Annotated in this window: 25 protein-coding genes and 3 pseudogenes; 8 read left to right on the top strand and 20 right to left on the bottom strand. The window is 61.1% G+C overall.

Annotated elements, in window-relative coordinates; genetic code table 11:
• The first annotated feature begins 16 nt into the window (after positions 1-16).
• From AB7245_RS06380 to AB7245_RS06350, 7 genes and pseudogenes are all read left to right on the top strand, one after another.
• Positions 17-1241: pseudogene (locus AB7245_RS06380) on the top strand (IS91 family transposase).
• Positions 1242-3263: 2022 nt separating this feature from the next.
• Positions 3264-3452 (top strand): annotated as a pseudogene (locus tag AB7245_RS06375) (FAD-dependent oxidoreductase); the annotation flags it as partial.
• A gap of 51 nt (positions 3453-3503) precedes the next feature.
• Positions 3504-4778, top strand: a complete 1275-nt coding sequence (locus AB7245_RS06370; RefSeq protein WP_439035703.1) for a GMC oxidoreductase — start codon at positions 3504-3506, stop codon at positions 4776-4778.
• A 36-nt stretch (positions 4779-4814) separates the two neighbouring features.
• On the top strand, positions 4815-6125 hold the full coding sequence (locus AB7245_RS06365; protein ID WP_439033968.1) for an aminotransferase class III-fold pyridoxal phosphate-dependent enzyme: 1311 nt from the start codon (positions 4815-4817) through the stop codon (positions 6123-6125).
• Between the two features lie 29 nt (positions 6126-6154).
• Positions 6155-6817: a sulfotransferase gene (locus AB7245_RS06360; protein ID WP_439033967.1), complete on the top strand. Its 663-nt coding sequence runs from the start codon at positions 6155-6157 to the stop codon at positions 6815-6817.
• Positions 6748-7095 carry a sulfotransferase gene (locus AB7245_RS06355; protein ID WP_439033966.1) on the top strand — a complete coding sequence of 116 codons (348 nt, stop codon included), beginning with the start codon at positions 6748-6750 and terminating at the stop codon, positions 7093-7095. The genes AB7245_RS06360 and AB7245_RS06355 overlap by 70 nt, the downstream gene beginning before the upstream one ends.
• Positions 7092-8339 carry an MFS transporter gene (locus AB7245_RS06350; protein ID WP_439033965.1) on the top strand — a complete coding sequence of 416 codons (1248 nt, stop codon included), beginning with the start codon at positions 7092-7094 and terminating at the stop codon, positions 8337-8339. Before AB7245_RS06355 ends, AB7245_RS06350 begins: the two co-directional genes overlap by 4 nt.
• Positions 8340-8394: 55 nt before the next feature.
• Here the strand turns inward: AB7245_RS06350 and trbL are convergent.
• The 14 genes and pseudogenes from trbL to AB7245_RS06280 form a co-directional block, all read right to left on the bottom strand.
• A pseudogene (gene trbL / locus AB7245_RS06345) lies at positions 8395-9328 on the bottom strand (P-type conjugative transfer protein TrbL); the annotation flags it as partial.
• Positions 9329-9695: 367 nt separating this feature from the next.
• Positions 9696-9962 carry a hypothetical protein gene (locus tag AB7245_RS06340; protein WP_439035782.1) on the bottom strand — a complete coding sequence of 89 codons (267 nt, stop codon included), beginning with the start codon at positions 9960-9962 and terminating at the stop codon, positions 9696-9698.
• Positions 9963-10628: 666 nt separating this feature from the next.
• On the bottom strand, positions 10629-10895 hold the full coding sequence (locus tag AB7245_RS06335) for a DUF6129 family protein (RefSeq protein ID WP_439033964.1): 267 nt from the start codon (positions 10893-10895) through the stop codon (positions 10629-10631).
• Positions 10896-10906: 11 nt separating this feature from the next.
• A complete protein-coding gene (locus tag AB7245_RS06330) occupies positions 10907-11266 on the bottom strand; it encodes a DUF3024 domain-containing protein (RefSeq protein WP_439033963.1) in 360 nt (119 codons plus the stop codon).
• 11 nt (positions 11267-11277) lie between these two features.
• The gene (locus AB7245_RS06325; protein ID WP_439033962.1) at positions 11278-11517 is read right to left on the bottom strand and encodes a nitrogen fixation protein NifZ; all 240 of its coding nucleotides are present in this window, start codon (positions 11515-11517) and stop codon (positions 11278-11280) included.
• Positions 11517-11834 carry a nitrogen fixation protein NifZ gene (locus AB7245_RS06320; RefSeq protein WP_439033961.1) on the bottom strand — a complete coding sequence of 106 codons (318 nt, stop codon included), beginning with the start codon at positions 11832-11834 and terminating at the stop codon, positions 11517-11519. Before AB7245_RS06320 ends, AB7245_RS06325 begins: the two co-directional genes overlap by 1 nt.
• Positions 11831-12214, bottom strand: a complete 384-nt coding sequence (locus AB7245_RS06315) for a 4Fe4S-binding leucine-rich repeat protein (RefSeq protein WP_439033960.1) — start codon at positions 12212-12214, stop codon at positions 11831-11833. The genes AB7245_RS06320 and AB7245_RS06315 overlap by 4 nt, the downstream gene beginning before the upstream one ends.
• A gap of 745 nt (positions 12215-12959) precedes the next feature.
• Positions 12960-13184 carry a 4Fe-4S binding protein gene (locus AB7245_RS06310; protein ID WP_231143989.1) on the bottom strand — a complete coding sequence of 75 codons (225 nt, stop codon included), beginning with the start codon at positions 13182-13184 and terminating at the stop codon, positions 12960-12962.
• Between the two features lie 15 nt (positions 13185-13199).
• Positions 13200-14756 carry a nitrogenase cofactor biosynthesis protein NifB gene (gene nifB, locus AB7245_RS06305; RefSeq protein WP_231143988.1) on the bottom strand — a complete coding sequence of 519 codons (1557 nt, stop codon included), beginning with the start codon at positions 14754-14756 and terminating at the stop codon, positions 13200-13202.
• Between the two features lie 637 nt (positions 14757-15393).
• Positions 15394-17499 carry a prolyl oligopeptidase family serine peptidase gene (locus tag AB7245_RS06300; protein WP_439033959.1) on the bottom strand — a complete coding sequence of 702 codons (2106 nt, stop codon included), beginning with the start codon at positions 17497-17499 and terminating at the stop codon, positions 15394-15396.
• Between the two features lie 471 nt (positions 17500-17970).
• Positions 17971-18192 (bottom strand): putative nitrogen fixation protein NifT, encoded by a 222-nt coding sequence (gene nifT, locus AB7245_RS06295; protein ID WP_439033958.1) that lies wholly within the window; start codon positions 18190-18192, stop codon positions 17971-17973.
• Positions 18189-19382: a cysteine desulfurase NifS gene (nifS, locus tag AB7245_RS06290; protein ID WP_439035702.1), complete on the bottom strand. Its 1194-nt coding sequence runs from the start codon at positions 19380-19382 to the stop codon at positions 18189-18191. Before nifS ends, nifT begins: the two co-directional genes overlap by 4 nt.
• An 18-nt stretch (positions 19383-19400) precedes the next feature.
• Positions 19401-19694, bottom strand: coding sequence for a NifU family protein (locus AB7245_RS06285; protein WP_439033957.1), 294 nt, complete (start codon positions 19692-19694; stop codon positions 19401-19403).
• A gap of 39 nt (positions 19695-19733) precedes the next feature.
• Positions 19734-20054: an iron-sulfur cluster assembly accessory protein gene (locus tag AB7245_RS06280; protein ID WP_231143986.1), complete on the bottom strand. Its 321-nt coding sequence runs from the start codon at positions 20052-20054 to the stop codon at positions 19734-19736.
• 326 nt (positions 20055-20380) lie between these two features.
• Between AB7245_RS06280 and AB7245_RS06275 the strand changes: the two genes are divergently transcribed.
• Positions 20381-20971: a hypothetical protein gene (locus AB7245_RS06275; RefSeq protein ID WP_231143985.1), complete on the top strand. Its 591-nt coding sequence runs from the start codon at positions 20381-20383 to the stop codon at positions 20969-20971.
• 887 nt (positions 20972-21858) lie between these two features.
• On the opposite strand, the gene fdxB is transcribed toward AB7245_RS06275, so the two are convergent.
• The 6 genes from fdxB to nifE are packed head-to-tail and all read right to left on the bottom strand — an operon-like array spanning position 21859 to position 26299.
• Positions 21859-22143: a ferredoxin III, nif-specific gene (gene fdxB, locus AB7245_RS06270; RefSeq protein ID WP_439033956.1), complete on the bottom strand. Its 285-nt coding sequence runs from the start codon at positions 22141-22143 to the stop codon at positions 21859-21861.
• A gap of 13 nt (positions 22144-22156) precedes the next feature.
• Entirely contained in the window at positions 22157-22357 is a 201-nt protein-coding gene (locus AB7245_RS06265; RefSeq protein WP_231143983.1) for a CCE_0567 family metalloprotein, read from the bottom strand.
• A 7-nt stretch (positions 22358-22364) separates the two neighbouring features.
• Positions 22365-22835 carry a NifX-associated nitrogen fixation protein gene (locus AB7245_RS06260; protein WP_231143982.1) on the bottom strand — a complete coding sequence of 157 codons (471 nt, stop codon included), beginning with the start codon at positions 22833-22835 and terminating at the stop codon, positions 22365-22367.
• Positions 22836-22845: 10 nt separating this feature from the next.
• Positions 22846-23241 carry a nitrogen fixation protein NifX gene (nifX, locus tag AB7245_RS06255; protein ID WP_439035701.1) on the bottom strand — a complete coding sequence of 132 codons (396 nt, stop codon included), beginning with the start codon at positions 23239-23241 and terminating at the stop codon, positions 22846-22848.
• Between the two features lie 22 nt (positions 23242-23263).
• Positions 23264-24646 (bottom strand): nitrogenase iron-molybdenum cofactor biosynthesis protein NifN, encoded by a 1383-nt coding sequence (nifN, locus tag AB7245_RS06250; protein ID WP_439033955.1) that lies wholly within the window; start codon positions 24644-24646, stop codon positions 23264-23266.
• 9 nt (positions 24647-24655) lie between these two features.
• Entirely contained in the window at positions 24656-26299 is a 1644-nt protein-coding gene (gene nifE / locus AB7245_RS06245) for a nitrogenase iron-molybdenum cofactor biosynthesis protein NifE (protein ID WP_439033954.1), read from the bottom strand.
• Between the last annotated feature and the right edge of the window lie 79 nt (positions 26300-26378).

The raw sequence follows: 26378 nt of genomic DNA, 5'->3' as shown, positions 1-26378 counted from the left end.
CGGCGGGAAGCGGGTCATGACCCGCTCCGACAGCCGCTCCAACAGGCCCGCCATCGAGATTGCCGATATTCTGCGCCGGCATGGCGACGCCTATCGCCGTGTACATGCCGGTCATCTCGGTCGGGCCGAGCGGCGCGTGATGAGCGCGATCGTGGCGTGCCGGACCGAGGCGCTCGGTGGCCACGTGGAGGCTTGCGACGACTGCGGCACGACACGCGTTGCCTATAATTCCTGCCGCAACCGGCACTGTCCGAAGTGTCAGGGGAGAGCCCGAGCCGCGTGGCTCGCCGCGCGTCAAGCCGACCTGCTTCCGGTTCCCTATTTCCACGTCGTCTTTACACTTCCCGCACCGATCGCCGCGATCGCTTTCCAGAAAGGCCGTCGTCTATGCCATCCTGTTCAAGGCTGCCGCCGAGGCGATGACGACGCTCACCGCCAATCCACGCCGGCTCGGCGGTGCGATCGGCGGCGTCGCCGTCCTCCACACCTGGGGACAGGCGCTGATGCATCATCCCCACGTCCACTGCGTCGTTCCGAGTGGTGGCTCTCGCCCGATGGCGCGCGCTGGATCGCTTGCCGACCGAACTTCTTCCTGGCCGTCAAACCGTTGTCCAGACTATTTCGCACACTTTTTCTCAAACGTCTGTCGGCAGCCTTCAACTCCGGTGCCTTGCGTTTCTTCGGCGATCTCGGAGCTCTGGCCGAGCCGGCTGCCTTCGCGGCCCACCTCGACGTCATGCGACGCATCAACTGGGTTGTTTACGCCAAGCGGCCCTTCGGCGGGCCCGCACAGGTGCTGGCCTATCTCGGCCGCTACACCCATCGCGTCGCCATCGCCAACGGCCGGCTCGTAGCCCTCGACGAGGATCACGTCGCCTTTACCTGGAAGGACTACCGCCAGAACGGCGCGACAAAAATCATGAGGCTCAAGCCCGACGAGTTCATCCGCCGCTTCCTTTCTTCACACGCTGCCCGACGGCTTCCATCGCATCCGCCACTTCGGCTTCATGGCCAACGGCCATCGCGCTGCCAAACTCGCCCTCTGCCGCAAACTTCTCGATGATGAGCGGACAGCGCCAAACAATGCCGAGCCGTCGCCCTTGGATTCGGCCCTCCATACCCGGGCCGAGGTTCCTGCCTGTCCCGATTGTGGGGGCGTCATGCGCATCGTCGAGCGCTTTCGACACAGCTGCAGCCGCTCCAGCCCTCGAACCCCACCGTTCCGATGCGACACGTCGTGAGCCAGTTCGTGCCCTGCACGACGATCATCATTCCCAGCGTCTCGATCACCGCCGACGCGGTCGAAGCCGTGCGGCCACACCGCGCGACGACAACCATTCAATGCAGCGGACCATCGATCGCGACCGCCTGCAAAACGCTCCCGGTCTCAAATTGCCGCCGATGCGCAGCCAGCACGTCTCCGCTTCAGATGCACAGTCTGCCGATAGCTAGTTGCGATCTCGAACAATCCCCATAGCCTCACCACCGTGCTCACCCTCCCGCGCCTTCGTTCAATCCGGCTTCAATGAGGTCGCGTGATAAGCGCTTGCCGCGCCCTCGCGTGAGCGCGACCTCACAGAACCCTCCAGATTCCCTTGCGAGGCAAATCGTGATTCACCCTGAGGGCTGGTGATGGAGGCCAGCCCCCCATGGCTAAACCACTCTCGCCGGACCTTCGCCTTCGCATTATTCGGGCTGTGGAGGATGAAGGCATGAGCTGTCGGGGCGCCGCCAGCCGGTTCGGCGTGGCGCCATCGACAGCGATGGAGCTGGTCAGCGAGTCGCGAAGCACCGGCGCCTGTGAGGCGGGAGCGCAGGGCGGAGACCGGCGTTTAGCTCGGATCGAGGGGCATGCTGCGGAGATCCTCTCCCTGGTCAGAGCTACGCCTGACATGACGCTGGCCGAGATCGCTGACCATCTCTTCAAAGTCCAAGGCGAGCGTTCGTGCCGAGCGTGGTCTGACGATTCTTCGATCGCCACAACATCACATTCAAAAAACATCGCACGCCAGCGAGCAGGATCGACCGGACGTGGCCGCTGAGCGCGCGGCGTGGAGGGATCTCAGCCTGAGATCGGCATCCATCGGTTGGTGTTCATCGACGAGACGGGAGCCTCGACCAAGATGGCGCGGCGCTATGGCTGCGAATTGAGTCCGGCCGACAAATAATGCCGCTATATCGCCGATGTGTTGCTGCATTGTGAGGCATGGCAAGCGGCGCCTTCGCCACGGCCGTTCCTGGATCCAGGGCACACACCGCCTCTAGCTCGACATGAGTCTAGATCTCGTCATAAAAATTGCCGGCTGGAGCTGCTCTGCGAAACTTGGTTGTGCCTGGACATTGCGGTTCTCCACGACGGGCACCGCGGGCCTCTCTCGCGGCTAGAATCCCGTCACGGCAATCCAGGCCGCCACTCTAGCTCTCTGGAGATCTCCTCGTCTCAGCCATCTCGGTGCGTCTCGACCGTGAATGCGATCCAGAGTCCCATCCTCCTCAAAGCCCAGGTCGTGGAAAATCGGTGTGGCCTCCGTCAATGTCCGGCGAGTGGGTTACGCGAGAAGGGGACGAAGCTCATGTTGCTGACATCGAAATCGTGCGCAAGTATCGCGGCGTTCTGACTCTACATGCGAATTTGCGATCCGATCGAAATGCGTAGCATGGCACGCGCCGGTCACGCGCGGGCGTTGTCTAATTGCCGGCGCAGGGTCAATTTTTTGTGGCTCTCAGCCCCCGAGACCATAGACCTCGGCAGCATGGACGGGCGGCCTCAGTTAGTTTGCTGTAAGCGTGGACCGTGAAATCCTCTTCCAGCAGTTGGCGGTACCCCACCGCAAGTCTCCGAGGGCGCCGCGCGCATTGCCAAAAAGGAATTGCCTTCAACCCGGATCAAGTCCGTGGGGCAAGGTCCGGATGCATCAGCCCCTCGATCCTTGTCCGCTTTCTGACAGCGGTGCACAAAGCTGCGAGATTCAAAACACCCTGCGCCGTCTGCGCATCGCGAACTGTTTCAAAGCACAATCAGGCGCTTAATGCGCGCGAGGAGCGCTGGCACGGCCGTTGCTCTATCTCGCCGTAGGGCAATAGGCGCCAATTTGAGCTGAACATCAACGGCACGACAGGATCTTGGATTACGGAGAGAAAGCGCTGATGCCGAGTTAAAGAACAGACCAAGGCCAAAGAGGTTCGCGGCACTTCGATCCACAGCGGTTTTGGAAGCATATCACAGGACGCGATAGTTGCGGCTAGAGGGGCCAGGTATCACAATGATGACCAGTGCGGTTGACGTATGCGTTGTCGGGAGTGGTGCCAGTGGCTCGATAGTCGCCCACGAGATCGCTCGAAACGGATTCCGGGTGCTCGTCCTCGAGGAAGGCCGGACGCTTCCCCCCGGCGCTTCACTGGCGACTGTCCAAAGTGGTTTCGATGACGCCTTGGTGCCCTCCCCTGCCGGGACGTTGACGCCGTTCGGGCGCCCCTGGACCGTGTCGGCACTCGGCGGTGGAATGACGCTGTACGCCGGGATCGCCTTCCGTTATCGGACCGTCGATTTTGACGCGCGAGCGCATGTGGCCGCGGACGCGCTCGACCCAGTCTGGCCGATCGACTACGCCGAACTACGCCCCTATTACGAGGAGCTCGAACGGCGGACGGGGGTGGCCCGGCTCCCTGGCGCGGACCCGCTCGAGCCACCCAGCGATCCCGCCGTGCTGCCGCCGCACGAGTACAGCCCACAGGGCCTGTTGATCGCCAAGGCGGGCGGACGCCTAGGCCGGCTGCCGTTCCCCACCCCGCTGGCTATCAACTCGTTGCCCTATGGCGGCCGCCCGGCGTGTCACTGCTGCGGCCCCTGCAACGAACACCTGTGTCCGACCGGTGCGAGGGCCGACGCGCGGTCCCCGTTCACTGACGTACCCCTGCCGCCCGGCGCACTGACAGTTGCCCTGGGCAGCAAGGCCGTGCGTATCGATCTGGGCAACGTGAGCCGCGCGGACTCGGTGGAATGGCTGGACACCGTCACCAGTCAACGCGCTCGGGTTCGCGCCCGCTGCGTGGTGCTCACCGGCAACGCGGTGCAGTCTGCCGCCTTGCTGCTACGGTCGGCGCAGTCCATGGCGCCCAACGGCATCGGCAATGCCACTGGCATGGTCGGCAGCGGCATCTCGTTCAAAATCAGTGGCTACGTGTCCGGCAACACCACGCTGGACCGGCTGCCCGCGCGATCGCCGGGCGGCCCGTTCTCCACGGTCGCAATGTCGGATCACTACCTCGACGACGAGGCGCCCTCCGGGCTGGGCGGAATGATCTACGAAGCCAGTCCTGCCGAACAGGCGGTTTGTGACGGCAATATAGCGCTACGGCTTCATTTCCTGGCGGCCGATCAGCCCATGCGCAAAAACACGGTGCGACTGGCCAACAGTCGAGATCGGCTAGGTCTGCAGAAAATCATTCTTGAGTACTGGACTCATCCGCTGGACAAACGCCGATTAGGCTATTTGTCCCGACGCGCGTCGGAATTGCTGGCCGAAGCCGGCGTGAAAAAAGTCGATTACCAGGATTCCAACTATCAGTTCGGTAGCAGGCATCTGCATGGCGGCTGCCGAGCAGGGGTCGATCCAACAGAGTCTGTAGTCGACCGCTGGGGTCGGGTGCACGACATCGACAATCTCTATGTCGCGGACGGCGGGTTCTTTCCGTATTCCGGAGGCGTCAACCCGACCTTCACTATTCAGGCGAACGCGCTGCGCATCGCTCGAAGAATAGCCACGCAGCTCGCCTGACCGACGCATGTGCGAAGAATCAACCGGAGACCGTTCATGTCCATGAACACGCCCAGTGCCACCGTCGCCGCGACCGACGCGCAAAACACCGCGCTCCGCCGCGCGCTGCGGATCACCGCGTCGGAGAAATGGGATCTTAACCGGCGTTTTCCAGTGGTGATGAGCCGCGCGTCCGGCGCGCATGTCTGGGATGTTAATGGAAAACAATACGTCGATTTCACCTCATGTAGCGGGGCCGCACCGTTGGGAGCCGGATACGAACCTGTGCTCGCGCACGTCACCACGGAAATGCGCCGCACCGGCGGCATCCTACCCGGGCCGTTGTCCGTGCACCGGGTCGAGGTGGCCGAACGGCTCGCGGAAATCTTCCCGGTCGCGCAACGCTCGGTGTTCTTCCGCACAGGCTCGTGCGCCACCACCGCCGCAGTCCGCCTCGCCCGCGCGCACACTGGCGTCAACCTGGTGCTTACTAGCGGATATCACGGCTGGCACGACTGGCACTTACAGGACCGGCCAGCGATGGGGCTGCCCGGGCGGGACCCGGACACCGTGGAGTTCCGCTACGATCTGGACCTGCTTGAGAAGTTGGCCAACGTCCAGCGCGTCGCCGCAGTGATCATCACCCCCGAGGTCAACTTCTTCCCTGCCGAATACCACCGGCGATTGCAGACGCTGGTGCACCAGCACGGTGCCCTGTTGATCCTGGACGAGGTTATGACCGGCTTTCGCTACGCCCTCGGCGGATACCACACCGCAGTCGGCCTCACGCCCGACCTGATCACACTGAGCAAAGGACTGGCGAACGGCATGGCGCTGTCTGCGGTGGCCGGTCGGGCGGACGTGATCAACGCCACCGAAAAGACCTACCTGGGCAACACCTATCAGCGCGAGGTTACCCCGTTCGCGGCCGCGCTGAGCACCTTAGACGCGCTGCGCGACGGGACCGCACTGGCGCGGATGCGTCAGGTTGGCGAGCAACTCATTAGGGGGCTCAACGAGGTCTTCGTTGGCCAGCAGGTCGAGGCGTGGGCGTTCGCCTGGCCTACCATGTTCGACGTCATGTTTGCCGACGCCGAACTCGGCCACGCGTTTTTCCAGGAGATGTGGTCGCGGGGCTTCCTCATGCAGTACGGCGGCCGGTTCATGCCATCCGCGGCACTGTCCGACGCTGACGTACGGGGCGCGATCGAAGCCGCCGGACACGCTTTGCCGGCGGCACTGGCGCGAGTGGATCGCATCGGCGGCGACCCGGATCCGATGGCCGCTGCCGTGCGGTTCGCCGGTGATCACTTCGTGGCTACCCCGGATTCTGTCCGGCGCTGGTTCACTGCGCCCAGCCACCCATGAGCAGCAGCTGTCAAACAGGGGGCACCGCTATGCCGGAGGCCGACCCATTTCCCACTTCGCCGGTTCTGCTCGGCGGCGACAACAGGTCCGGCACGACCTTGCTGAGCGTGGTGCTGGACTCGCATCCCGATCTGGTGATCGGGCCGGAGATCGACTTCCTGGAGCCGCCGAATCTCGGTCCGCACATCCTGCGCGCGATCGACCTGCTGGACGCCCGCGACCCGAAGGTCACCGGCACTACAAAAAGCGCGATCGATCCATTCTGGTACGACGGCGTGCACTTCGCGGTGCAGTGCCGACGCTTTGGCCTGGACTTCGACGACGTGCGCGAACTGGTCACCAAGGTAATGGTCGAGGTGGCCAATGACATTGTATCGTTCGCCGACCGGTGCCGGCTGATCAACGAGATCGGTGAGTTCCGCAGGGCTCACACCGGAGCCCTGCGGTTGGGACTAAAACTACAGCGCAAGATCGCTCAGATCGATTCTTACGCCCGGCTGTGGCCGAGGGCGCATTTCGTGCACATCGTGCGCGACGGTCGGGACCTGGCCGCCTCGCACCTGAAAACCGTGCCAGATTGGGGTTACCGGACCGCCGCCGAAGCCGCGCGGGCTGGCTTGAAGTGGTTTCCCGGCCGCATCGGGTCGCGCCGCCGGACCGCTACCTCGAGCTGCGCTACGAGGATCTGGTAAGTCGTCCTCGACCCACCCTGACCCAAATCCTGGAGCACCTCGGCTTGCCTTGGGACGAGGCGGTGCTGCGGCACGCCGAGTATCAGCACGCGCTCTTCGACCATCCGTACGGCCACCCGGCGGCGGAATCCGCTGGCAGACCGCTGCACTCGGGCCGGCTCGGTCGCTACGCCGAGGATCTGACGCGCGCTCAGATCGCGGAGTTCGAGCGGATTGCCGGCAGTGAACTGGCCCGGCTAGGCTATCTATCGGCCCCGACCTTGAGCGTCGAAGCGTGAGGCGCGCCCACTGTTCCGCCGCCCTGCTCCGACTGCCGCGCGGCTACCTGGCGCTGCTCGTTGGCCAAACCGTGTCGTTGCTGGGCTCCCAGGTGACCATGCTGGCGCTGCCGCTTACCGCGATCACTCTGCTGGGCGCGGGACCCGTGCAGACCGGGCTGCTGCTGGCTTGCGGTCGGGCGCCGTACCTGTTGGCGGGCCCGTTCGCCGGCGTCATCGTGGACCGCCTCCCGCATCGGTGGATTCTGTTGATCGCCAACTTCGTGATGGCGGCAACGCTGGCCACGATTCCGGTGCTGGCCGGCCTCGAACATCTCGGAATGGTCCAGCTGTGTACGGCGACGGCGCTGGTCGGGGTGGCGGCGGTAAACGCCGAGGTGGCCTATCTGGCGTGCGTACCCACGGTGGTGGACCGGACTCAGCTGGTCCAGGCGCAGAGTTTGTTGGAGCTCAGCCAGGCGAGCGCGTTGGCAGCGGGTCCGTTCCTGGCCGGCTGGCTGGTGAGCACGTTCTCCGCGCCGACCGCGATCCTGGCCGACTCGGCCTCGTTCCTGATCGCTGCCGCGTTGTTGTCGCTCGTGCCGATGCGCGCGGCCGCGCGCTCAGCGGTCGGGTCGACCCAGCTACTCGGCCAAATGGCCGAAGGGCTGACCACCGTGTTCAGCACCCCGATTCTGCGGGCAGTCACGTTGGCCACTGGCACCTTCATCTTTTGGTACAACGCATATTCGGCGGTCTTCCTTCTGCACCTGACGAAAGATCTGGGTTTGGAGGGCGGGACTGTCGGCATGGTGCTCGGCATCGGTGCACTCGGTGGCGTCGTCGGCGCGGTTACCGCACCGTGGGCGGGACGCGCGATCGGCCTCGGGCCGGTGCTGATGGTTGCGCTGGCGCTCAGCGCTGGAGGCATGAGCTTGGCGGCGCTTCTCACCCGGCCATTGTGGGCCGCGTTGGTGTGCGTGGCACTGTCTCAATTCCTGCTATCGGTTGGCCAAGGGATTTACAACGTGCAGCAGGTCCCCATTCGATATGCGCTGGCCCCGCACCGGATGCAGGGCCGGGTGAACGCGAGTATCCGGAGCGTGGTGTGGGGGCTGGCGCCGCTGGGCGCGCTGGTCGGCGGCGCGGCGGCTGCCGCATCGGGCCTGCGTGCCACGTTGCTGGCCAGCAGCGTGCTGGGCGCGGCGTCGGTGCTGTGGATCTGGCGGTCGCCGCTGCGCCACACGCACAGTTTGCGTCTTTGACTAGCGGACAGGACCGCTTATGGAGATCAAATCACTGGACGCGCTTGGCCACCCGGGCCATCGCCGCACCACCACGCGCGGCGGCCGCAGCACCGTGGCCGCCGCCATCGCTCCCTTCCGGCGAGAGCGAGCGAAGCGCCGCTCGCCATCGCCGTGCCGGCGACGGCGAGGCTAGTTCCGACAGCAGCGCCCGCGCCAAGCTGCGGCGCGCCGGAGAACAGACCGGTGGCGATGCCGGGCGCCGGGGCCGAGCATGGCGAGTGCGGCGAGCACGACAGAAAGCGCTTGCTCGATCATCGGCTGGCCGCCGCCATAGGTGGTGGTGAACTGCGAGAACAGTCCGGTGCCGATGCCGACGATGACAGCGAGCACCATCACCTTCACGCCGGAGGCGACGACATTGCTCAGCACCTTCTCGGCGAGGAAGGCAGTCTTGTTGAAGAGGGCGAAGGGAATGAGGATGAAGCCGGCGAGCGTTGTCAGCTTGAACTCGATCAGCGTGACGAACAGCTGCACCGCCAGAATGAAGAAGGCGATCAGGACCAGGAGCCAGGACACCATCAGCACGGCAACCTGGACGAAGTTCGCAAAGAAGCTGGCGAAGCCAATCATCTGGCTTGCGGCGTCCAGCAGTAGGTGCGCCGCGTCGAGACCGGCCTGCGCGAGCCGGCCGGCCCGCAGGAAATCGGCTGTCGAGATTGAGGAGCCGCCGGCCTTCAGGCCAAGGCCGGCGAAGCTATTGAAGATGACGCCCGAGAGAGTGTTGAAGTTGGTGAAGGCGAAGAATCCGATGTAGAGCGTCTTCTTCACCAGCCGCTGGAGGATGCCTTCGTCAGCGCCCTACGCCCAGAACAGGCCGGCCAAGGTGATGTCGATGACGATCAGCGTCGAGGCGAGAGACGTGACCTCGCCTTTGATCAGGCCGAAGCCTGATTCGTATAGGTGGTGAAGGTGTTGAGGAAGGTGTCGATGACGCCGACGTTGTTCATCGTTATCTCCTTCCACAGCGTTCGTCGTCGACGGTGTGGCCGGCGCGGCCTGTTGCGGCACGGGCCGCGCCGGCCTGCCGAAGAAGCGCGCGCGGTTCTCCTCCCAGACCGTCGGCACGCTCGCGGACCGCATTTCCGGGTGGTAGATCTATATTCACAGATGCGCCCTTATCAGTCGCTGATTGAAACCATGACAATCGATGAGGTCTAAGCCAAGTGGGCCGGTCCATCGGCAGACCGGTCAGCTCGCTCATTGCGCGAGCTGATCCTCGGACGCAGGGACCTGAAACGATCAGCTGGCCCGGCGGTCGTAATCCGCCTGGCCGGCTCGATCACGCCTGTCAATTTCCGAAAACTGAATCGTATCTCAGCGCTGGTGACCCAAGCCAATCCCCAAGGTACGTGCTTTCTGTCGTAGAGACCCCTCGGATCGCTTCATCAGCTTTGAAACCCTAGCTACAGGGGTGCGGGCCTTTGAGTGCGCTTTGAGCAGCTTGACGTCATCCTTACTGTACTCTTTGCGTTTGGCGGTTTTTGCCACGTAATGCTCTCCGATCTCGCTTTGCCCATTTGCCTGTAGCGCCTTGTTTTTGGCGAAGGCGCAACTGCTTCCCATTACCATATCAATGGTCATCGACAACTATTCAAGCGGATTTTTCTCTTCGAGATAAGAACTGGAACTACACGCGAATTTGTCCTCCCTGCATTTTTATCTGCGTGACAAACCCGATTGTCGACATGCACGTCACCCAGCTTCAACATGGAAGCAAGCCATAGGGAAGGGACGCTCGATGCGTCTTCGAAAGGCAAGTCGAAAAGCGCTTCTTGCTTGAATGCTCCGACCTCAGCTCACCAAGACATTTCGTAGAATGATATTTCCAGGCGGCAATATTGATGGAATACCACTGGATCGGCCGGGACACTCGCACCGCTCACTTGCGCGCGCATCATCAACGGGCCTCCACGGCGAGTGCACGGCGTTACCGCGCGAAGAATAAACGTCGTCTCCTATTTTCTGAAGTCCTGCGGACTTAAGGCGAGTACTCATAAAGGCAAATCTTGCGATGGCTGAGCGTTACTCCTCGTCAGCTAATCGAGCACGGCTCGCTCATCCTCATTGGTCTGCCGCAGTATCCTTGATTTAATAAGCCACGACGAGATACCCAGGCAATTCCGCCCTCAGCGAACACTTCTGCGAGACCGTCGCCTGCCCCCGTCTCATGGACCACGACCGCATGACAAACAACCCGGTGGGCCTGGCCGTCCTGTGTGAGCTTGGCACGGGCAGGCGATTGCTTGATCATGACTTGGCAGAGCGCTTGGCCAGCACAATGCCGGTGGCGCGCTGCGGATCATTCGTGATCTGTGTACAGTGACCGCCACTGTCGAGCAGATGCAGGTCGAACTGTCCAACGCAGCGGAACGGACTCTGCGTTATGTCGGAGGCCTCGCAACAAATCCAGGCGAGATGTGGGAATTTCTGCCGGAGCATCAGGCAGGGCTCAGAGGCTGTATCAATAGAGGCGAGCGTTTGCTCGATGTTCGTCAGTTCGCCTTCGAGCACCATCTCCACAATCCTTATTGCCAGAACAAACGTTCACGGTCGGCGTTCAGAACCGCTGTCGCCGAGGCAAGCCGTTGATGCGTCGAATGCCACTCCCAGATGCCGTTGCCGTGATCTTTGCGGAACAGCTGCCATGCCGCCCCAGTTCTATCGTGGTGCAGCAGCGCGACGTCGACGAGGCCGCCCTTCGCATCGATATTGCCTGAGCAGCACGGGCTCTCGACCAGATAGCCGCCAGCAACCCCTGTCACCTTTGGCGAGACATATCGGTAGCGCTCGCGCCTCGTCAGCGCGCGCACGATCCGCCACCGGTCGAGCTCGTTGGGATGCGCAGGCAATCCGGAATGATGTCGTCTGATGATTGCGGCGTTCATTGCGCGATGTCCTAGACTGCGGAGATTTCTGTCTCGAGGCAGCCAACCACCAACTGCTTGCCGAAGTCGACCATATAAATGGGTAAGTTCGCTTCCGTATGGCGACCGACCTGGACGATCTCACCAATGTGCCCGACGCTGACCAGACACTCCTCCGCCGACGCGTCGGGAAAGGAACCGTCGTTGAGCAGATCGATTGTCGCCTTGACACGTTGGCCTGAGCGGTATTTTGGCAGTCTTGGTTCGATCATCAGGGTGCCGCTCCTGGCAAGAAAGGCTCCTCGCCTCCGCGGCTTCGCGTGACCAGATCGAGCTCCTTGCATTTCATGCCGACGCGATAGCCGGAATCGAGGAATTCGACCCCATAGATATAAAATTGTTGCAGGAACGTGCCGATCGAGACGACATAGCCAAGCTCGCCTTTCTTGACCAGAACCTCACCGATCTCCTTGCCCACATAGGTGCCGTCGTTGCGGATGGTGCGGTTGGCCCGCACCTTATCGCCATAATCAAAGAAGGGGGCGTCCGTCAGCTCGACGATGTCACTATCACCGGCGATGTTGCTCATGCTGCCGTCCCCGTTCCATGGTTTAACTGTACCGCGCCTCGCGGGCACCCGGCCTTCCGGACCGCCTCATCATGATCCTCGATCAACCCCCTCAATTCCCGCGCGGCGGCGCGGGTTGCGATGACGGATTGCATGAGCCTGTCGGGATCCCAGTGCGGCAACATCAACGCCCGCAACTTAAAATGCAGATGCTCGAGATAACTATCCGTGAGCCCATGGTTGATGTTGAAGAAGCCATCGACGCGGCACGCGCGTCTGTCATCGACGTAGGCGTGCTCGAGCCGGCCGCGAGCCGCGCGCTTCAGCGCGAGACGCGCCCAGCCGGCACAATCGACCTGATTGGCCCGGCAGCTGAGGGCATCGTGGATGACATCACTCATGGCCCCAGCCATACGCTCGAGCGCTCCCAACAGCACCATGGCGCCCACCTTATCTGCGGACCGAGCCCCAGCAGTCTCTCGATAGCCGCCGTCATTGCTCGAGCTGCCCGAGGCGCATCTGCAAGTAGGCAATAAGCGTTGAGCGAGAACAGGAAGACCCGCGCCAGGGTGCCTTCATAGCGACCGAACTCGGCTTTGGTGGCGCGGACCGCGCTAGTCGGCAGCAAAATCAACTCCGCATCACGTGATCGGGTGCGAACGCCTTAGCTTGGCGCAGGTGGATTTTCGGCACCTTCATCGAGGTGATAGGATAGTCCTGCCGCCCTGGGATGATGCTCGGCCGCCTCAGCGCGCGACCAACACAGGACTCGGTGAGGGCGCCCTCTTTTCTCTCGGATGGCGAACTGAAGAAGGCCTCGGGCATGCATGTCGCCTGTTCAATGATGGCCGCAGGTGGGTGGTGATGTCGCGGAAGACGGGTCCGCTCTTCGTGGGCGCATCGGCGAAATCGATTCCCGACGCTCAAGACGGCGGCCTTCGGGCCGACAGGAATAGCTTAACGCGTTGCCGCCGACGTTCGCGTCGCCAGAATATGGCTCGGCAACTGGCGAAAAAGTCGGCGACCAGCGCGAGCCGTCCACCCGGTCTGAGAAGACGACAGCCGCGGCCGGCGCCTCGTCAAGGCGGAGCATTATCTGCCCGAGTTCCTGAGCCGTTAGTGTGGTCGTGACATCCATCGTGGCCCTCAAGCGGGCGCCTGATGGCGCGGCAGCGTCGTGTCGAGCACGCATGTATTGTCAACCGGGCAAACTGCCACGCATTGCGGCTCGTCAAAGTAGGCGGCGCACTCGGTGCATTTCTCAGGATCGATCAGGAAAACGCCGGCTCGCTCGGAAATAGCGAGATTCGGGCATTGCGTTTCGCACGCCGAACAGCCCGTACATTGCGAAGCGATGATCTTGAACGGCATTATCTAAACCTATCCTCAGGCGGCAGAAATCAGCGCGTTATGGCGGGCCGCCGGATCAACCCGTTCAACGTGCTTGATCTTCCCCTCATTGACTTTATCGAGATAGAGTTTGAACCAGGCGATCGCCGAGCCGTCGATGAACTCGCAGGCGTATTGATCGACGGGCTCGATGCCGGCCTTGATCAATTCGGCCTTCGGGCAGCCGCCGACCTTTGACACGAAAACGGCGTGGCAATCCTTGATGGCGCCGATGGCGATTTCGAGCTTGTTCTCCTCGCCATAGCCGCCCTGGCAATAAGGATGGATAGGACGATGGCCAACGAATTTTGCGCCTGAAGTCGAGAGCTCGTAGATCTGGAACTCCTTGGCATGACCGAAGTGCTGGTTGATCAATCCCGAGCCCTTGGTTGCAACCGCCACCAGCACCTTGATTTCGCTGGAAGCGCTGGCGAGCCCCGCGAGCTCATCCTGCTTGGCCGCAAGCTTTGTAATGCGCGCCTTCTCGACCTTGGCCTGATACTCCTTTCGGGCCTGCTCGTCGTATTTGATGTCCATCGCCATGATCTTTTCCATGGTGAACTCCGCGCCACGGTCCTCCCCGAGCAGTCCGACGGCGTCGGCCCGGCATTGGCGACAATGACGCATCATGTTCATCTCGCTTTCGCAGCTATCCTGCAACGCTGTCACTTCCTGTGCGGTCGGGCCGCGTTGCCCCCTGAGACCGAACACGGTGCCGTGCTCGGGCGACGATATCAGCGGCATCACGTTATGCAGGAAGGCCCCGCGCGACTTCACAGCCTTGTTAACCTCAACCAGATGGCGATCGTTAATCCCGGGAATCATCACCGAGTTGACTTTGCACAGGATGCCGCGCGCGGTGAGCATCTCCAGGCCCTGGAGCTGCCGGCTGCTGAGGATGGTTGCAGCTTCAATGCCGGTGTAGCGCTTGTGGCGGTAAAAGATCCAGGGATAGATCTTTGCACCAATTTCGGGATCGATCATGTTGATCGTGATTGTCACGTGATCGACCTTGAGTCTCGCGATCGTGTCGACATGATCGGCTAGCGCAAGCCCGTTCGTCGAGAGGCACAGCTTGATATCTGGCGCGAGCTTGTTGACGAGCTCGAACGTCTTGAATGTCTTGTCCGGGTTCGCCAGGGGGTCGCCAGGGCCGGCAACGCCGACCACGCTCATCTGAGGGATCGCGGAAGCGACCGCCAGCACCTTCTTGGCGGCCTGCTCCGGCGTCAACTTCTCGCTGACAATGCCGGGGCGCGATTCGTTGGCGCAATCGTATTTACGATTGCAGTAATTGCACTGGATGTTGCAGGCGGGAGCGACCGCGACATGCATGCGGGCATAATGGTGGTGCGCCTCCTCGCTGTAGCAGGGATGGTTCTTCACCTTTTCCCAGATCTCATTTGGAAGATTGCTGATGCCGGCCTGAGATCCGCAGCTCGCCTTACCGCTGCCGCCGATCGTACCGCAGCCCTTGTGCTTAGCCATGACTTGCATGGAATCGCTGATCTTGCCGCCACCGCAGGATACCTGGTGTTGCGCTGAAGTACTCATTTTTCCAATTCTCTTCGCAAGCCGAATCCTTCCGGCTGGCATCCCCGGAGTCGTTTCTGAAAAGCCAAGAGCAACTGGCGTGCCATGCCTGCCACAAATGACTTTTGTGGTTCACTTCAAGCAGTTAGCTAATGCCTGCTCGAATGTCAGTTTTATCAACTCATGTGGGAAAGCTGACAGAGATTGCGATCACAAGAGCGCTGGCAGCGTTGTTTTGACGACGGGTAGATTGCTTCAGCTATGCCCTTGCGCAAAGAGCAGGGCGGCTGGCGTCGTTCAAAGTTGATCTTGTCGCCAAAATGTGACGCCTTCGCAAGACACGATCCGCAAAAGACGTTCCGGACGCTTTGAAGGACAACTTGATGTGGAGATCCTTCCTAGATGCAGACAAGAAGCAGTCCCGTTACCGACCTATAACGTGGAAGATCACGCGGGCCCCGGCCTGACATTCCGGACGGCATTGTCAGGCAGGAAGAGAAACGCCTGATGGCCAGGGTCCAGATGGCCACGAATTCGACCGTGCGTCCAAACGTTGGTTGGCATCTCGAATAGCACGTGCGGGTGTAGATGCAGATCAGATTCGCAAGGCTGCAGCCACCTCGGTCGACATCGCACGAGCTGCCGTCCAACAACTACGCTACCTCGCTGAGCTCTCGGCATCCAGCCAGCCGATCCTGCTCTTCAGGAAACGCAGGCCCAGCACCAACAAGCCGGCGTGCTCCCTGTTGTCCTTGCCATAGCCGTGGCCGCCAGCGGCATGCTCGTAGAAATATGCCTCATAGCCCATCGCCTGCAGCTTCGCTGCCATTTTGCGCGCATGTCCGGGATGGACGCGATCGTCCCGTCGTCTGGTGGCCATCAGGATCGGTGGATAGGACTGCCCGGGTCTTGCGGCATGATAGGCGGAATAGGTCTTCAGCCACTCCCACTCCTCAGCGTTGTCGGGATCGCCATATTCGGCGAGCCAGCTCGCCCCGGCGAACAGTTTTGTGTAGCGGCGCATGTCGATCAGCGGGATCGTGCAGAACAGTGCGCCAAAGAGCTCGGGATATCGCGTTAGCATGTTGGTAATGAGGATGCCGCCGTTCGATCCACTTTCGGCCGCGATCCGCTTGGCCTGTGTCACGCCGCGCTTAACGAGATCGGCGGCGACCGCTGCGAAATCATCATGCGACAATCTCTTGCCGGCCAGCCGGCCGGCGTCGTGCCAGCGCGTGCCGAACTCGCCGCCGCCGCGCAAATTTGCCTGAACCGTGGTGCCGCCGCAGTCGAGCCAAAGCTTACCGAGCGTGGAATTGTAATACGGTTTCATGGAGATCCCAAACCCGCCATATCCGCTCAGATGGACCGGCGCGTTGCCGGTCTGTCTGACCGGGCCGGTCTGTAAATAGGGAATTCGCTCACCGTCGATCGAGATGGCCTCGTGCCGCGTGACCACGCAGTGCTCCGCGGCAAATGTCTTCGGCGCCTGCTTCAGCACGGCGGAAGTGGCAACGCCCCGCTCCATCAGGATGAGCGACGGCGGGGTGAGCGGATCCTCGACGTGGGCCAGCAAGTCGCCATTGCTCTCGGACGGATCGCGATCGAGAGACCAGATGTCGACGACGCCAAGATCAGGAAGGCCGCCCAGTTGCTCGCGGTTCCAGCCATGATCGGATGGCGTGCAGATCTCGAAGACTGGCCGGAGTTCGTCCAGAATACAAAGCACGAGCTTGCCCGCACTCCAAAAGAAGCTCTGCAGCGCACGGTGCGGGCCCGGCTCGAAGAGAATCTCGAACTGGCCGCTGCCCGCCAGGAATGCCGGCAGCGGGATGACGAGCACCGTATCCGCGGCATAGGTCTGCCCTGCCACAGACCAGAATTCGCGCGGCTTCAGCGCAAGCCAGTTGCAATGCGACCGCAACCAGATGTTACTTGGCAGATCGAGCCTCGTCTTGGCGCCTGTTTCATCGCCGAGCCAGACCACGCAATTCAAGACGTCTGTCGCATCGAGGAACCAGATCCTGGGCGGCACGACAGTGTCGTCAACACTGCAACCGACTGACACATGAGCGGCCTTGGTCTCAAAGATCACTGCCGCTTGGTCAACATGCGTACCGCGCCGCCACAGCCTCACCGTGCGCGCATAGCCGGTGGTCGCGGCCATGCCGTCGCCATGGGAGCTTAACAACACCAGCGTATCAGAATCGAGCCATACGCCGCTGCCTTTGGCTTCGGGCAAGATAAAGCCATCGTGGATGAAGAGCTTCGTGTCGGTGTCGAATTCACGCAAAGTCACGGCATCGCTTCCGCCGCGCGATAGACTCAAGATCCACCGCGAATGATTTCCAGGCGGTGCGGCCGTGGCGTTCAGAAGCCAGTCCTCGCCTTCGCTGACGGCGAGTTGATCGAGGTCGAGCAGGATGTCCCATGATGGGTTCGGCCTGCGATACTCTTCCAGAGTGGTTCGCCGCCAGAGGCCGCGTGGATTGTTGGCGTCCTTCCATAGATTGTAGAGGTACCCGCCGCGCCGGGTGACATAGGGGATATTGTCGGGCCGGTCGTAAATCGCGGTCAGCGCATCTCTGTCTCGTTCGGCTGCCGGTCCGCCAAACACCTCCAGCGTTCTGCTATTCTGCCGCTTCACGAAGTTCAGCGCGCGCGCGCCTTCGATCTGTTCCAACCATAGATAGGGATCATCATCAGGGGCGGAGGGCGTTGGCCTTCCAGTTTGCCAGTTCGTCGAGGCTCTTTGCTTGACCATGCTTCATTACAACGTTGGTATTGACGCGCAGCTTCGAGATGATTCAAGGATTTTCATGGCGGACGTCGCATCACGATTTTTAAGTTTACGACCTGGCCTGGCGCGAGATCCAATCCTCTCGAAACTGAATGTTGCGGAGTTACAGCCGGTGGCCTGACGCTGTGAAGACGCGCGGAATACAACGAGCGGGCTGGCGATGTGGGCGCAAGGGGGCGTCGAACGCCGCCCCCATCAACGCCATCGCTGGCCTGACGGCTCAGTGCTGCGCCCAGGCCCCAGATATTGCCGTTGACACCGCGCCGCGATCTTGGTTCCGAAGAACGCTGCGATGGCTTCCGGAGTGATCGGCACGCTCGGTCCGCCAGGCACAAGCCAGGGAATGTTGTCGCGTTCCCCGCAGGTGCCGGACCGCCGCCAAGAATCGGCTCGGCATCCGGCAGTTGGCGAGGTTCCGGGGAACCGCAGCATTCATCATTCGGTTGCTTCGCCGCTGCGCTTCTTGGCGTTGATAGTGATTGGTAGGGTGGTGTCACTCGCCATCGCCGGTAGGTCGAGCACCCAGCCGTTCGCGATTCTAATCCAACCACCCCACAGCGTCTCGTGCTCCCATTCGACAATCGGCTCCTCAAGATCCTTCTTGGGCACATAAATCGAAAGGCCCGTCTCGGGCGAACGGCGAATCATGACCTTCATAGGAGCTCCGCAAGTTGTGAGCTCTCGCCCGCGCGATCCTGACACGCACGCCACAAGGCTCTCTGTTTGGCAGTGATGTCCGGCAGGACTTGGAGGACACGATCAATCTCATCCGGCGCCGTCTCGCACGACAGCGAGAAGCGAACCGCACCGCGCAAAAAGGCCGGCGGTACTCTCATCGCGCGCAGGACGTGGGATGGCTCCATCGAACCGGACGCGCAGGCTGAACCGAGCGAGACGGCAATGCCGTTCCGGTTGAGGTGATGGACAATCGCCTCTGCTTCGAGATGCTCGAAAGCAATGTTCGACGTATTGGGCAAGCGGTTCTTGAGATGACCAAGCACCATGCAACCGCCGAGAGCGAGAATGCCTTGCTCCAGCCGGTCGCGAAGGGTGCCAATCTGCATCTGCTTTTGTATGAGGTGTGCCGCAGCGAGTTCCGCCGCCTTGCCGAGCCCAATAATGCCCGGAACGTTTTGGGTGCCAGCGCGGCGACGCCGCTCCTGTGCGCCGCCGAAGATCAGCGGCCGGAACTTGATGTCCTTGCGCACATACAGCGCGCCGATCCCCTTCGGACCATGGAGCTTGTGGCCGGAGAGCGACAGCATGTCGATGTCCGTAGTCTTCAGGTCAATCGGAATCCGCCCGACCGCCTGGACCGCATCGGTGTGAAAGAGCGCGCCGACTGAGCGCGCCATCTTGGCGAGGGATTTCACCGGAAAGATCGTACCGGTCTCATTATTGGCCCACATGACCGAGGCGATTGACGTGCGCCTCGACAATGCGTTCCGATAAGTCTCGATGTCCAATCGGCCGCTTGCATCGACCGGAATGACATGGGTCTTGATTCCTCGTCGGCCCAGCTCCTCGGCAAGGGACAGCACGGCCGGATGCTCAACGGCCGTTGTGACGATCTCGTCGCGTCCCTCCTGCACGGCGAGCGCGGACAGGATCGCTGTGTTGTCGGATTCAGTCGCGCCCGAGGTGAAGACGATCTCGTGATCGAATGCCGCGCCAATGAGGGCCTGCAAGTTCCGGCGCGCCTGTTTCAATGCGGGCGCAACCTCGCTGCCGAATGCATGCGCGGACGACGCATTGCCGAATTGCGCAGAGAAGAACGGCAGCATCGCCGCAACGACCAAAGGATGTGCACGGGTCGTCGCGTTGTTATCCAGGTAGATCGGCCGCACCAACTGTCCGCCCTGCACTTAATGTCCCACTTTGGCAGCTCCGGGCAGCGGGATCAGGCGGACGAACTCGCCGAGCCGCTCGATCAGGCAAGCCTGAATGGCCGCCAGCGTCGTGCCCGCAAGCTTGCATAGCATGCAGGCGCCGGTGAGCCTGACCATGATCTTGTTGCCGTCGATTTCGACGAGCTCACAATCTCCACGATCACGCCTGAAGCTTGGCCGAATCTCATCGAGCACGGCGCGGACAATCCGCTCGCGTTCGGAAGGCTCGGCAGTCGACGACCGCTTCGTTCGTTCAGCCTTCAGGCTCATGTTCGATGCTCCTTCCATTGCCAATGGTCCGAAGGCCACTTAGCTGAACGATTTACCGCAGGAACAGCTCGATTTGGCATTTGGGTTATCGAAGCGGAACCCTGATCCTTCGAGCGACACCACGAAATCGATCGTGGTGCCGTTGAGATGCGCTAGGCTCGCGTTGTCGACGTAGACTTTAATCCCGCCTTGCTCGAACACGGTCTCAGCGGAGCTCGGCTCATGAGCAAGATCCATTTTGTATGTGAACCCTTGGCAGCCGCCGCCTTCGATCATGATCCGCAAACCGCTTGCCGGCTGCGCTGTCGAGGAGATTGCAGCCTTCAACGCGCTGATGGCGCTATCCGTTAGGTTGATCATCTCTGGCTCGCTCTCACTTCTGTCGCAAGGAAGGATTCGCAAATCCCATGCCAGTCGAAATGCAGCTGAACACAGTTGGTTTTGCAGGCGGCGACCATTCGATTTGCGACCTGTCGGATTTGCGACAGGCGGTTTTCCAGCGTCCCGACGTCATCGGGGCGAGAACTCGTGATGGTGCCAGCACGTATCCATGCACATCGCGCCAAGCCGCCGCTTACGCTCGACGTCGCGGCAGACATAGGAGGACGGCAAACAACTTGCATGAGGGTAGCGGACACGTCGCATTGGGCGACGCATGCACACCACACATTGATGAGGAGCCTTCTATGACGTCGATCGACAACACCGCTCTTGGCCCGTTGGACAAGGAGGGGCGGCTGCTGAATGCGGTGCTTAAGAGTGAAACAACGAAGTCGGGGCGATTTGGATTTCGGGGCGACATCGCGCTGAAGTTCCAAGCCCAGCTCGCCGACGAAAAACGACCGCCGGATTATTCCATCGAACAAGTTCTTGCAATCGCGCAGGAAGGCGAACCGACCATCCCAGTCCTTGCCGGATATCTGCATTCCTTCGCGTATCTACCCGAGGCCGCGAAGGTGCTGGATGGCAGGCTGAGCCCCAAAGGCAGCTATTTCATCTTCTGCAACAACATTGATCTGCTCGCGAAGTACCGCACCAGGATAGGCGACATCACCTTCCGCATTCTGCCTTGCGACGAATCGACTGTGTGGAAGGAGATGATGGACCTCGCCGGCGTCGACAAGAATGACATCAAGAAGCTCGGTACGGCCGGTAGGCTCGACTACTTGCTCGACGCGGCCAAGGACATCGATGGATCATACACGGAGATCTCATATGAGGAGGGCTTGGCCAAAATGGAGCCGGTGAAGAGCAGAAGCGAAAACCGTCCCGTCTGAGGCATCGCCTCAGACCCTCTCTCTCGCCAGCTCGATGAGTCTGCCGCAGAGAGGGTCACTGCCCCCGCTTCGCCTGGGACCGGCTCTGACAAACCCTGGTGATGGACTTCTCGGCCTACGTTTCGGGAGGTCACACCGCCGCTCTGCCAGTCGTGTCTCGTTGGCCAAGAGCACTGTCGTCAATTGCAGCGAGGGGCGGCTGGCCGGGACGGTCCGGCTGACTGCGTCCATCGGCATCCGGACATTCCAATGCTGATCGGTTCATGATCGCGGTCACATCTCAGAGGGCTGATCGACGATGTATGGATCGGCTTTGGCCGTTGTGCTCCTGGCCTTTGCCGGCCTGAGCGGCGCTGAGATGTCGCGCGTCGATGCTCGCCAGCCGTGAGGTTATCGACGAGCGTGCGCCCATCACGGCAATGATGGGGGAATCCGACGCGGGGATTGAGTAACGCGCAAGTTCGAGAGAACCCAGAGCGTGCCAGTGTCAAACGGTTGCCTCGGACATGCAGTTCCGCAGAGCTTCAATGCGGCCGCGGGATGCCGGTTGGTCCAGCCAGGCCAAGCGATAGCTGAGCAGACTTGGCCGCACGTCCTCAATGTCGTGAGAACGAAGCGAAGCTATGCAGAATGCCGCAACCGAAGCTGTCCTAGCTCATCAGCTGCTTGCGCCGACGGGCGACTGCAGTCCGCCTCAACGGGTCGAGCGCGCTCGTCTTGCGATCTGCCCCATCCAACCGAAGATCGGCGAGTTGGCTCAAGCGAGGTCACGGCCGACTCGGCTAATGCCGGCTTCACGCCATTAAATTACAACAGGTTGGATGTTGGCGTTCCTTACCAGCTTGTGTCTGACAACTGACTCGCCGATATGGTGGAACAAAGGCAAATCAACCAAGTGGTGTATGGGTCTGGCAGTTCGTTGGGCACACCCGGGCGCAGGCGCTGCAGCCGATGCAAGCGCCTTCGTCCTTCAGCACCATGATCTTCTTTTCGACCTCATCGTCGTCCTCGTCGAGATCGATGATCTCGCCACCCTCGCTTAGTCCCCTCAGCGTCATGACCTCGCGGCCGCAGACCTTATAGCAGCGGCCGCAGCCGATGCACTTCTTGGGATCGATAGAAACCAGGTAGTCCGGCCTCCAATTGCGACCATCGCGGGTACTGAATGACATGGCTTAAGGTCCGTTATGTTTTGTCCAGCTCCTGGAGGTATTGGCGCTTGCTTTCGAGCTCGCTGAAGGCAGCGTGAGCCTTCTGGGCCACGCTCAGGATCGAGGACCAGTTGACTGGCAGCTCCTCGGAGAGGTCGTGGAGGTCCATCTTGGCTTGGGTCGCCTTGGCCGACAGCTTCTTTATTTCCGCTTTCAGGCTTTCAACATCGCTCATGCTTGCCTCAATAATTCGCCACTTCCGGGAACTTACGGATCATCTCAACGCCACTGTTGACGAATTTGTCGCCTTGATCGGCGAGATCAGAAAAATGGTCGAAACCAAAGCGATGCACGTCGCGCAGCTGCTTGCTCACGACAACGAGCCGGCCGCCGATCAGCACGATCCGACCGAACCCTTCGTGGTGCATCTTCAGCATTGGCGAGATCATCACACCGGTCGCCTTCTCGATCGAGAGCGCAACCGCGTCAAAGAACAGCTCCAGCCGCCATGTCGTGTCGGGGTCGGGATTGCCGACGATCGGCAGCGCACGGCGCTTGCGCTTGTCGAGAACGTAGGGTTCGAGCAGCTCGAGATCCTTCTTGCCCTCCCAGGCACCGTGGGTGTCCTGGGCGCGCCAGATCTTGATGAGCTCTTTCAGAAATGAACCCTCCGCCGCGGCGGCGGTTGGAGTGATTTCAGACGGGTCGGCCATCCTTGTTCCTTCAGGCTTCGAAATCCACCGTACGATCCGGGCTTTTGGTGAGCAGCTTCCGCAGCCAGGGCGGCGGCGACCCCTTCAGCACGGTTTCGAGTTTGACGCAAAGGTCGTCGATGGGCTCTGGTTGCAGCACTTTCATCGGATGGATGTTGCTCGCGACGACCCGTGCAGCACCCGAGCCGCCGATCGCCGTAACATAGAGGATTGCGCAGCCCCTGATCGCCTCGATCTTCGGCGCGAGCCTATCCTCATTGCCGTCTTCCGTGAGGTCACCGTCAAACTGGATCGCCTCAACAAAGCGGTGCCCGTCCGGGCCGACCTCGTAGATCGCGATGTTCTTGGCCCAGCCGAAGTGCGCATCAACTTGCTTCAAGTCCTGAGTGGCGAATGCAACTTTCATCCGTGTTGTTTTCTCTCCCTGCTCAATGCAACTTGGGCGGATGGACCTGCAGGTCACCGCTGGTGGATCGCCAGGTGTCGGGCGTCGGCCCATGGTTGGTTTCGCGGTCGGTGATGATTAGATTGGCGATGTCAAAGATCAGATCGCGCGTGCCGCGATAGCCAACCGTCGTGAGGTGCGCAGCGCCAAGGCGATCGAACATCGGAAAGCCCACTCGGAAGAACGGAACATTGAGTCGCCAAGCGGCCTGGCGACCATGTGAATGCGACATCAAGAAGTCGCAGTCACGCGACCTGGCAAGCTCTTCAAGATCCTCCAGATCGCCGATCAAGACGTCCTCGGTCCTGACCCGTTGGAGCACCGGTGAGTTCGTCGTAGTCACTGCAGCAGTTACCTGCGCTCCCATGTCGTGGAGCAAGCTTGAGAGATCGAACAACAGGTCCGGTTCGGCGCCGATCGCGAGCTTGCGGCCGCCGATATGGAAATGCGCATCCAGCATGGCGTCTGCCAGCTGTCCACGCTGCCGGCGATATTTCGAGGGCACCGACCGGCCGCTGATCTGGCTCAGGAATGCGATGAATTCGTCGTTTGGGATAAGGCCGCAGAGCCGCTCGAACAGACGGAACGGCGTGCCTGTCCGCGCCTGCATGGTCTCGGCCGCACGGCGCATTTGCGCGCCGATCGCGATCGTCCAAGCCGCCTGCCCCATCGTCGCGATCTCGTCCACTCCAATGCCCCCGATCGTGGTCGGCGTGAATTCGTCGGGGATGTGGCCGTCCAGCGAACCGGCAAGGTCCGGCAAGAAGGAGGGCTTGAGCCCAAAATCCTCAAAGATCGTGCGAAGCTCGTCGAGATCGCCCGGCGTGAGGTGGCAACCAGGTAGCACGTTAACACGGGAGGCATCGCGCGGTCTCGCTGCGTCGACGGGAGCCACAAGCACCTCGATCATCCGCGCCACTGTCTTGCCCCAGCCATCCTGAAAGGCATCCTTAAAATCCGGTGTCGAGACGTAGACAAGGGAAAGCTTTTCGAGCTGCGGATGCTTGTGTCGGATCAACCGGATGAAGGCCTCGACGTCATCGCCGTTGGTCTCGGTGACGCCAGTCGAATTGATGCCAATGATCTCGGGCTCGACGCGATTGTAGATGTTGAGGATCGCCTGTTCGAGATTCTCGTGGCCGCCGAGCACGGTGGCAACCTCGCTCATGGCAGTTGTCTGCATCGGCACGGCTTCGTTGAAATGGCGCACGAACAGCGTCAGCCCGAAGGAGGCGCAACCTTGCGGGCCGTGCAAAAGCGGCATCGCGCCGCGCAAGCCCATGAAGGCAAATGAGCCGCCGATCGGCTGGCTCATCTTGAGCGGATTGACCGAACAGGCTTTCTTCGAGGCAGTAACGATCGCCATGTCGTTTCCCTACTCCGCCGCCTGCTGCGCCGAGGGCCTGAGATCGGAACGAATGTCCTTACAAACAACGCACCGTGCGCTGGAATTGGTGCACGGCTTGGCGGGCTCGGCGAGGTTCGGGCCATGCGCCGCAATCGCGCTCTCACCATCCCCGACCTCACTTTGATTGGAGAAACTTATCGTCTTGACGCCGTTCGTGTTCGCGTCCCGAACTGGATCGGCGGCTTGCGCATGCATCTGCGCAACCGTCTTTGCCTGACGCTTCCGGTCGAACTCATCCCATGGCGCGGCTTGGCGGAGCTGATCCCATATCGGATTGTAGAGCGCTTTCTCGATCTCCTCCATAAGCTTGACAATCCCGACATAGCCCATATAGGCGTGGCAGCGCTCCTGGTTAATATCGAGCCATGGCATCGCAGCCTTTAGTGCGACGAACTGCGACTTGCCGCCGGAGAGCATGATGTCGGCTTTTGCGTCCTTGAGCATCTTGTAGATCTCGCGAGGCGACATGTCCTCGATCATATGGGCGTGCTGGCCCATTAATTCCTTGATACGTTCCTTGTCCTTCGTGGTCGATTTCTTCACGGACGTGCCGACGATCTCGAGCCCGGCCTCCTGCAGAGCGGCCACCATCGACCAGGATTTCACGCCGCCGGTGATGAGAAGAACCCTATTGGCGGAAAAGCGCGGCTTGAAACGTTCAATCGCAGCCCAGGCTTTGGTCTCTTCGCGTGCGATCAGAGCTTGCGTGCGTTCCATCAGCTCAGCCGGCGCGCCACGGTCGATCAGCATGCGCGCGATCTGGCGCAGTGAATTGCTGGAATCCTCAATACCGTAGAACGAGCCTTCAAAAAACGGGATGCCGTAGCGCTGCCTCATCTTGCGTGCGACGTTGATCATTGCCTTTGAGCAGACCATCATCGCGGCTTTGGCTCGGTGCGAGTAAGCGACCTCGCGGTACTTGCCGTCCCCCGAGATGCACGACAGGATCCGAATTCCGAGCTCATCGAGCAGCGGCTTGACCTGCCAGAGCTCGCCGGACAGGTTGTATTCGCCGATGATGTTGATGTCGTACGGAGTGGTGTAATCGGGCTCTCCGGTACCGATGACGTGCTCCAGCAGCGCTTCGCCCGCGAGCTTGTTACCAAGGTTCTTCGACCCCACAAATCCTGGTGCATTGACGGGAATGACCGGTTTGCCGAATTTGGCGGAAGCCGCCTTGCAGACCATATCGATGTCGTCACCGATCATTGCGGGCACGCATGTCTGGTAGACGAAGATGGCCTGTGGGTCGTATTTCTCTGTGATCTCCTTGACTGCCCTGTACAGCCGCTTCTCGCCGCCGAACACGACGTCGGTCTCGCTCATGTCAGTGGTGAAGCTTCTGCGCCACAGATCGGAGCCGGAGGAGACGGAACCGCGATTGTCCCAAGAATTGCCCTCACACGCGATTGGACCATGCACAAGATGGGCGACATCGGTGAAGGGCTGCAGTGCGATTTTGGCGCCATCGAAGGCGCACCCGCCGGCGGCGCCGCCCGGCTTCAGCTGCTTGGTGCATCCATTCTTGCGCTCGACGTTCGACTTGCTCGCATTCCTGGCGCAGCCCGGTTCGTTAAAGACGTCCTGTATGGTCGTGGGAAGCGAAGTCATGGTGTCTCTTTCCGGGATGTCAAGACACCGCACAGACCAAGAGGATGGCCGGCGGATAACCTGTGATCCCCGCCACAGC

This window comes from Bradyrhizobium sp. 604_D8_N2_3, assembly GCF_051810765.1.
Taxonomy (GTDB): Bacteria; Pseudomonadota; Alphaproteobacteria; order Rhizobiales; family Xanthobacteraceae; genus Bradyrhizobium; species Bradyrhizobium barranii.
Note: the sequence above shows the minus strand (reverse complement) of the source record. Positions and strands in the feature narration are given on the sequence as shown.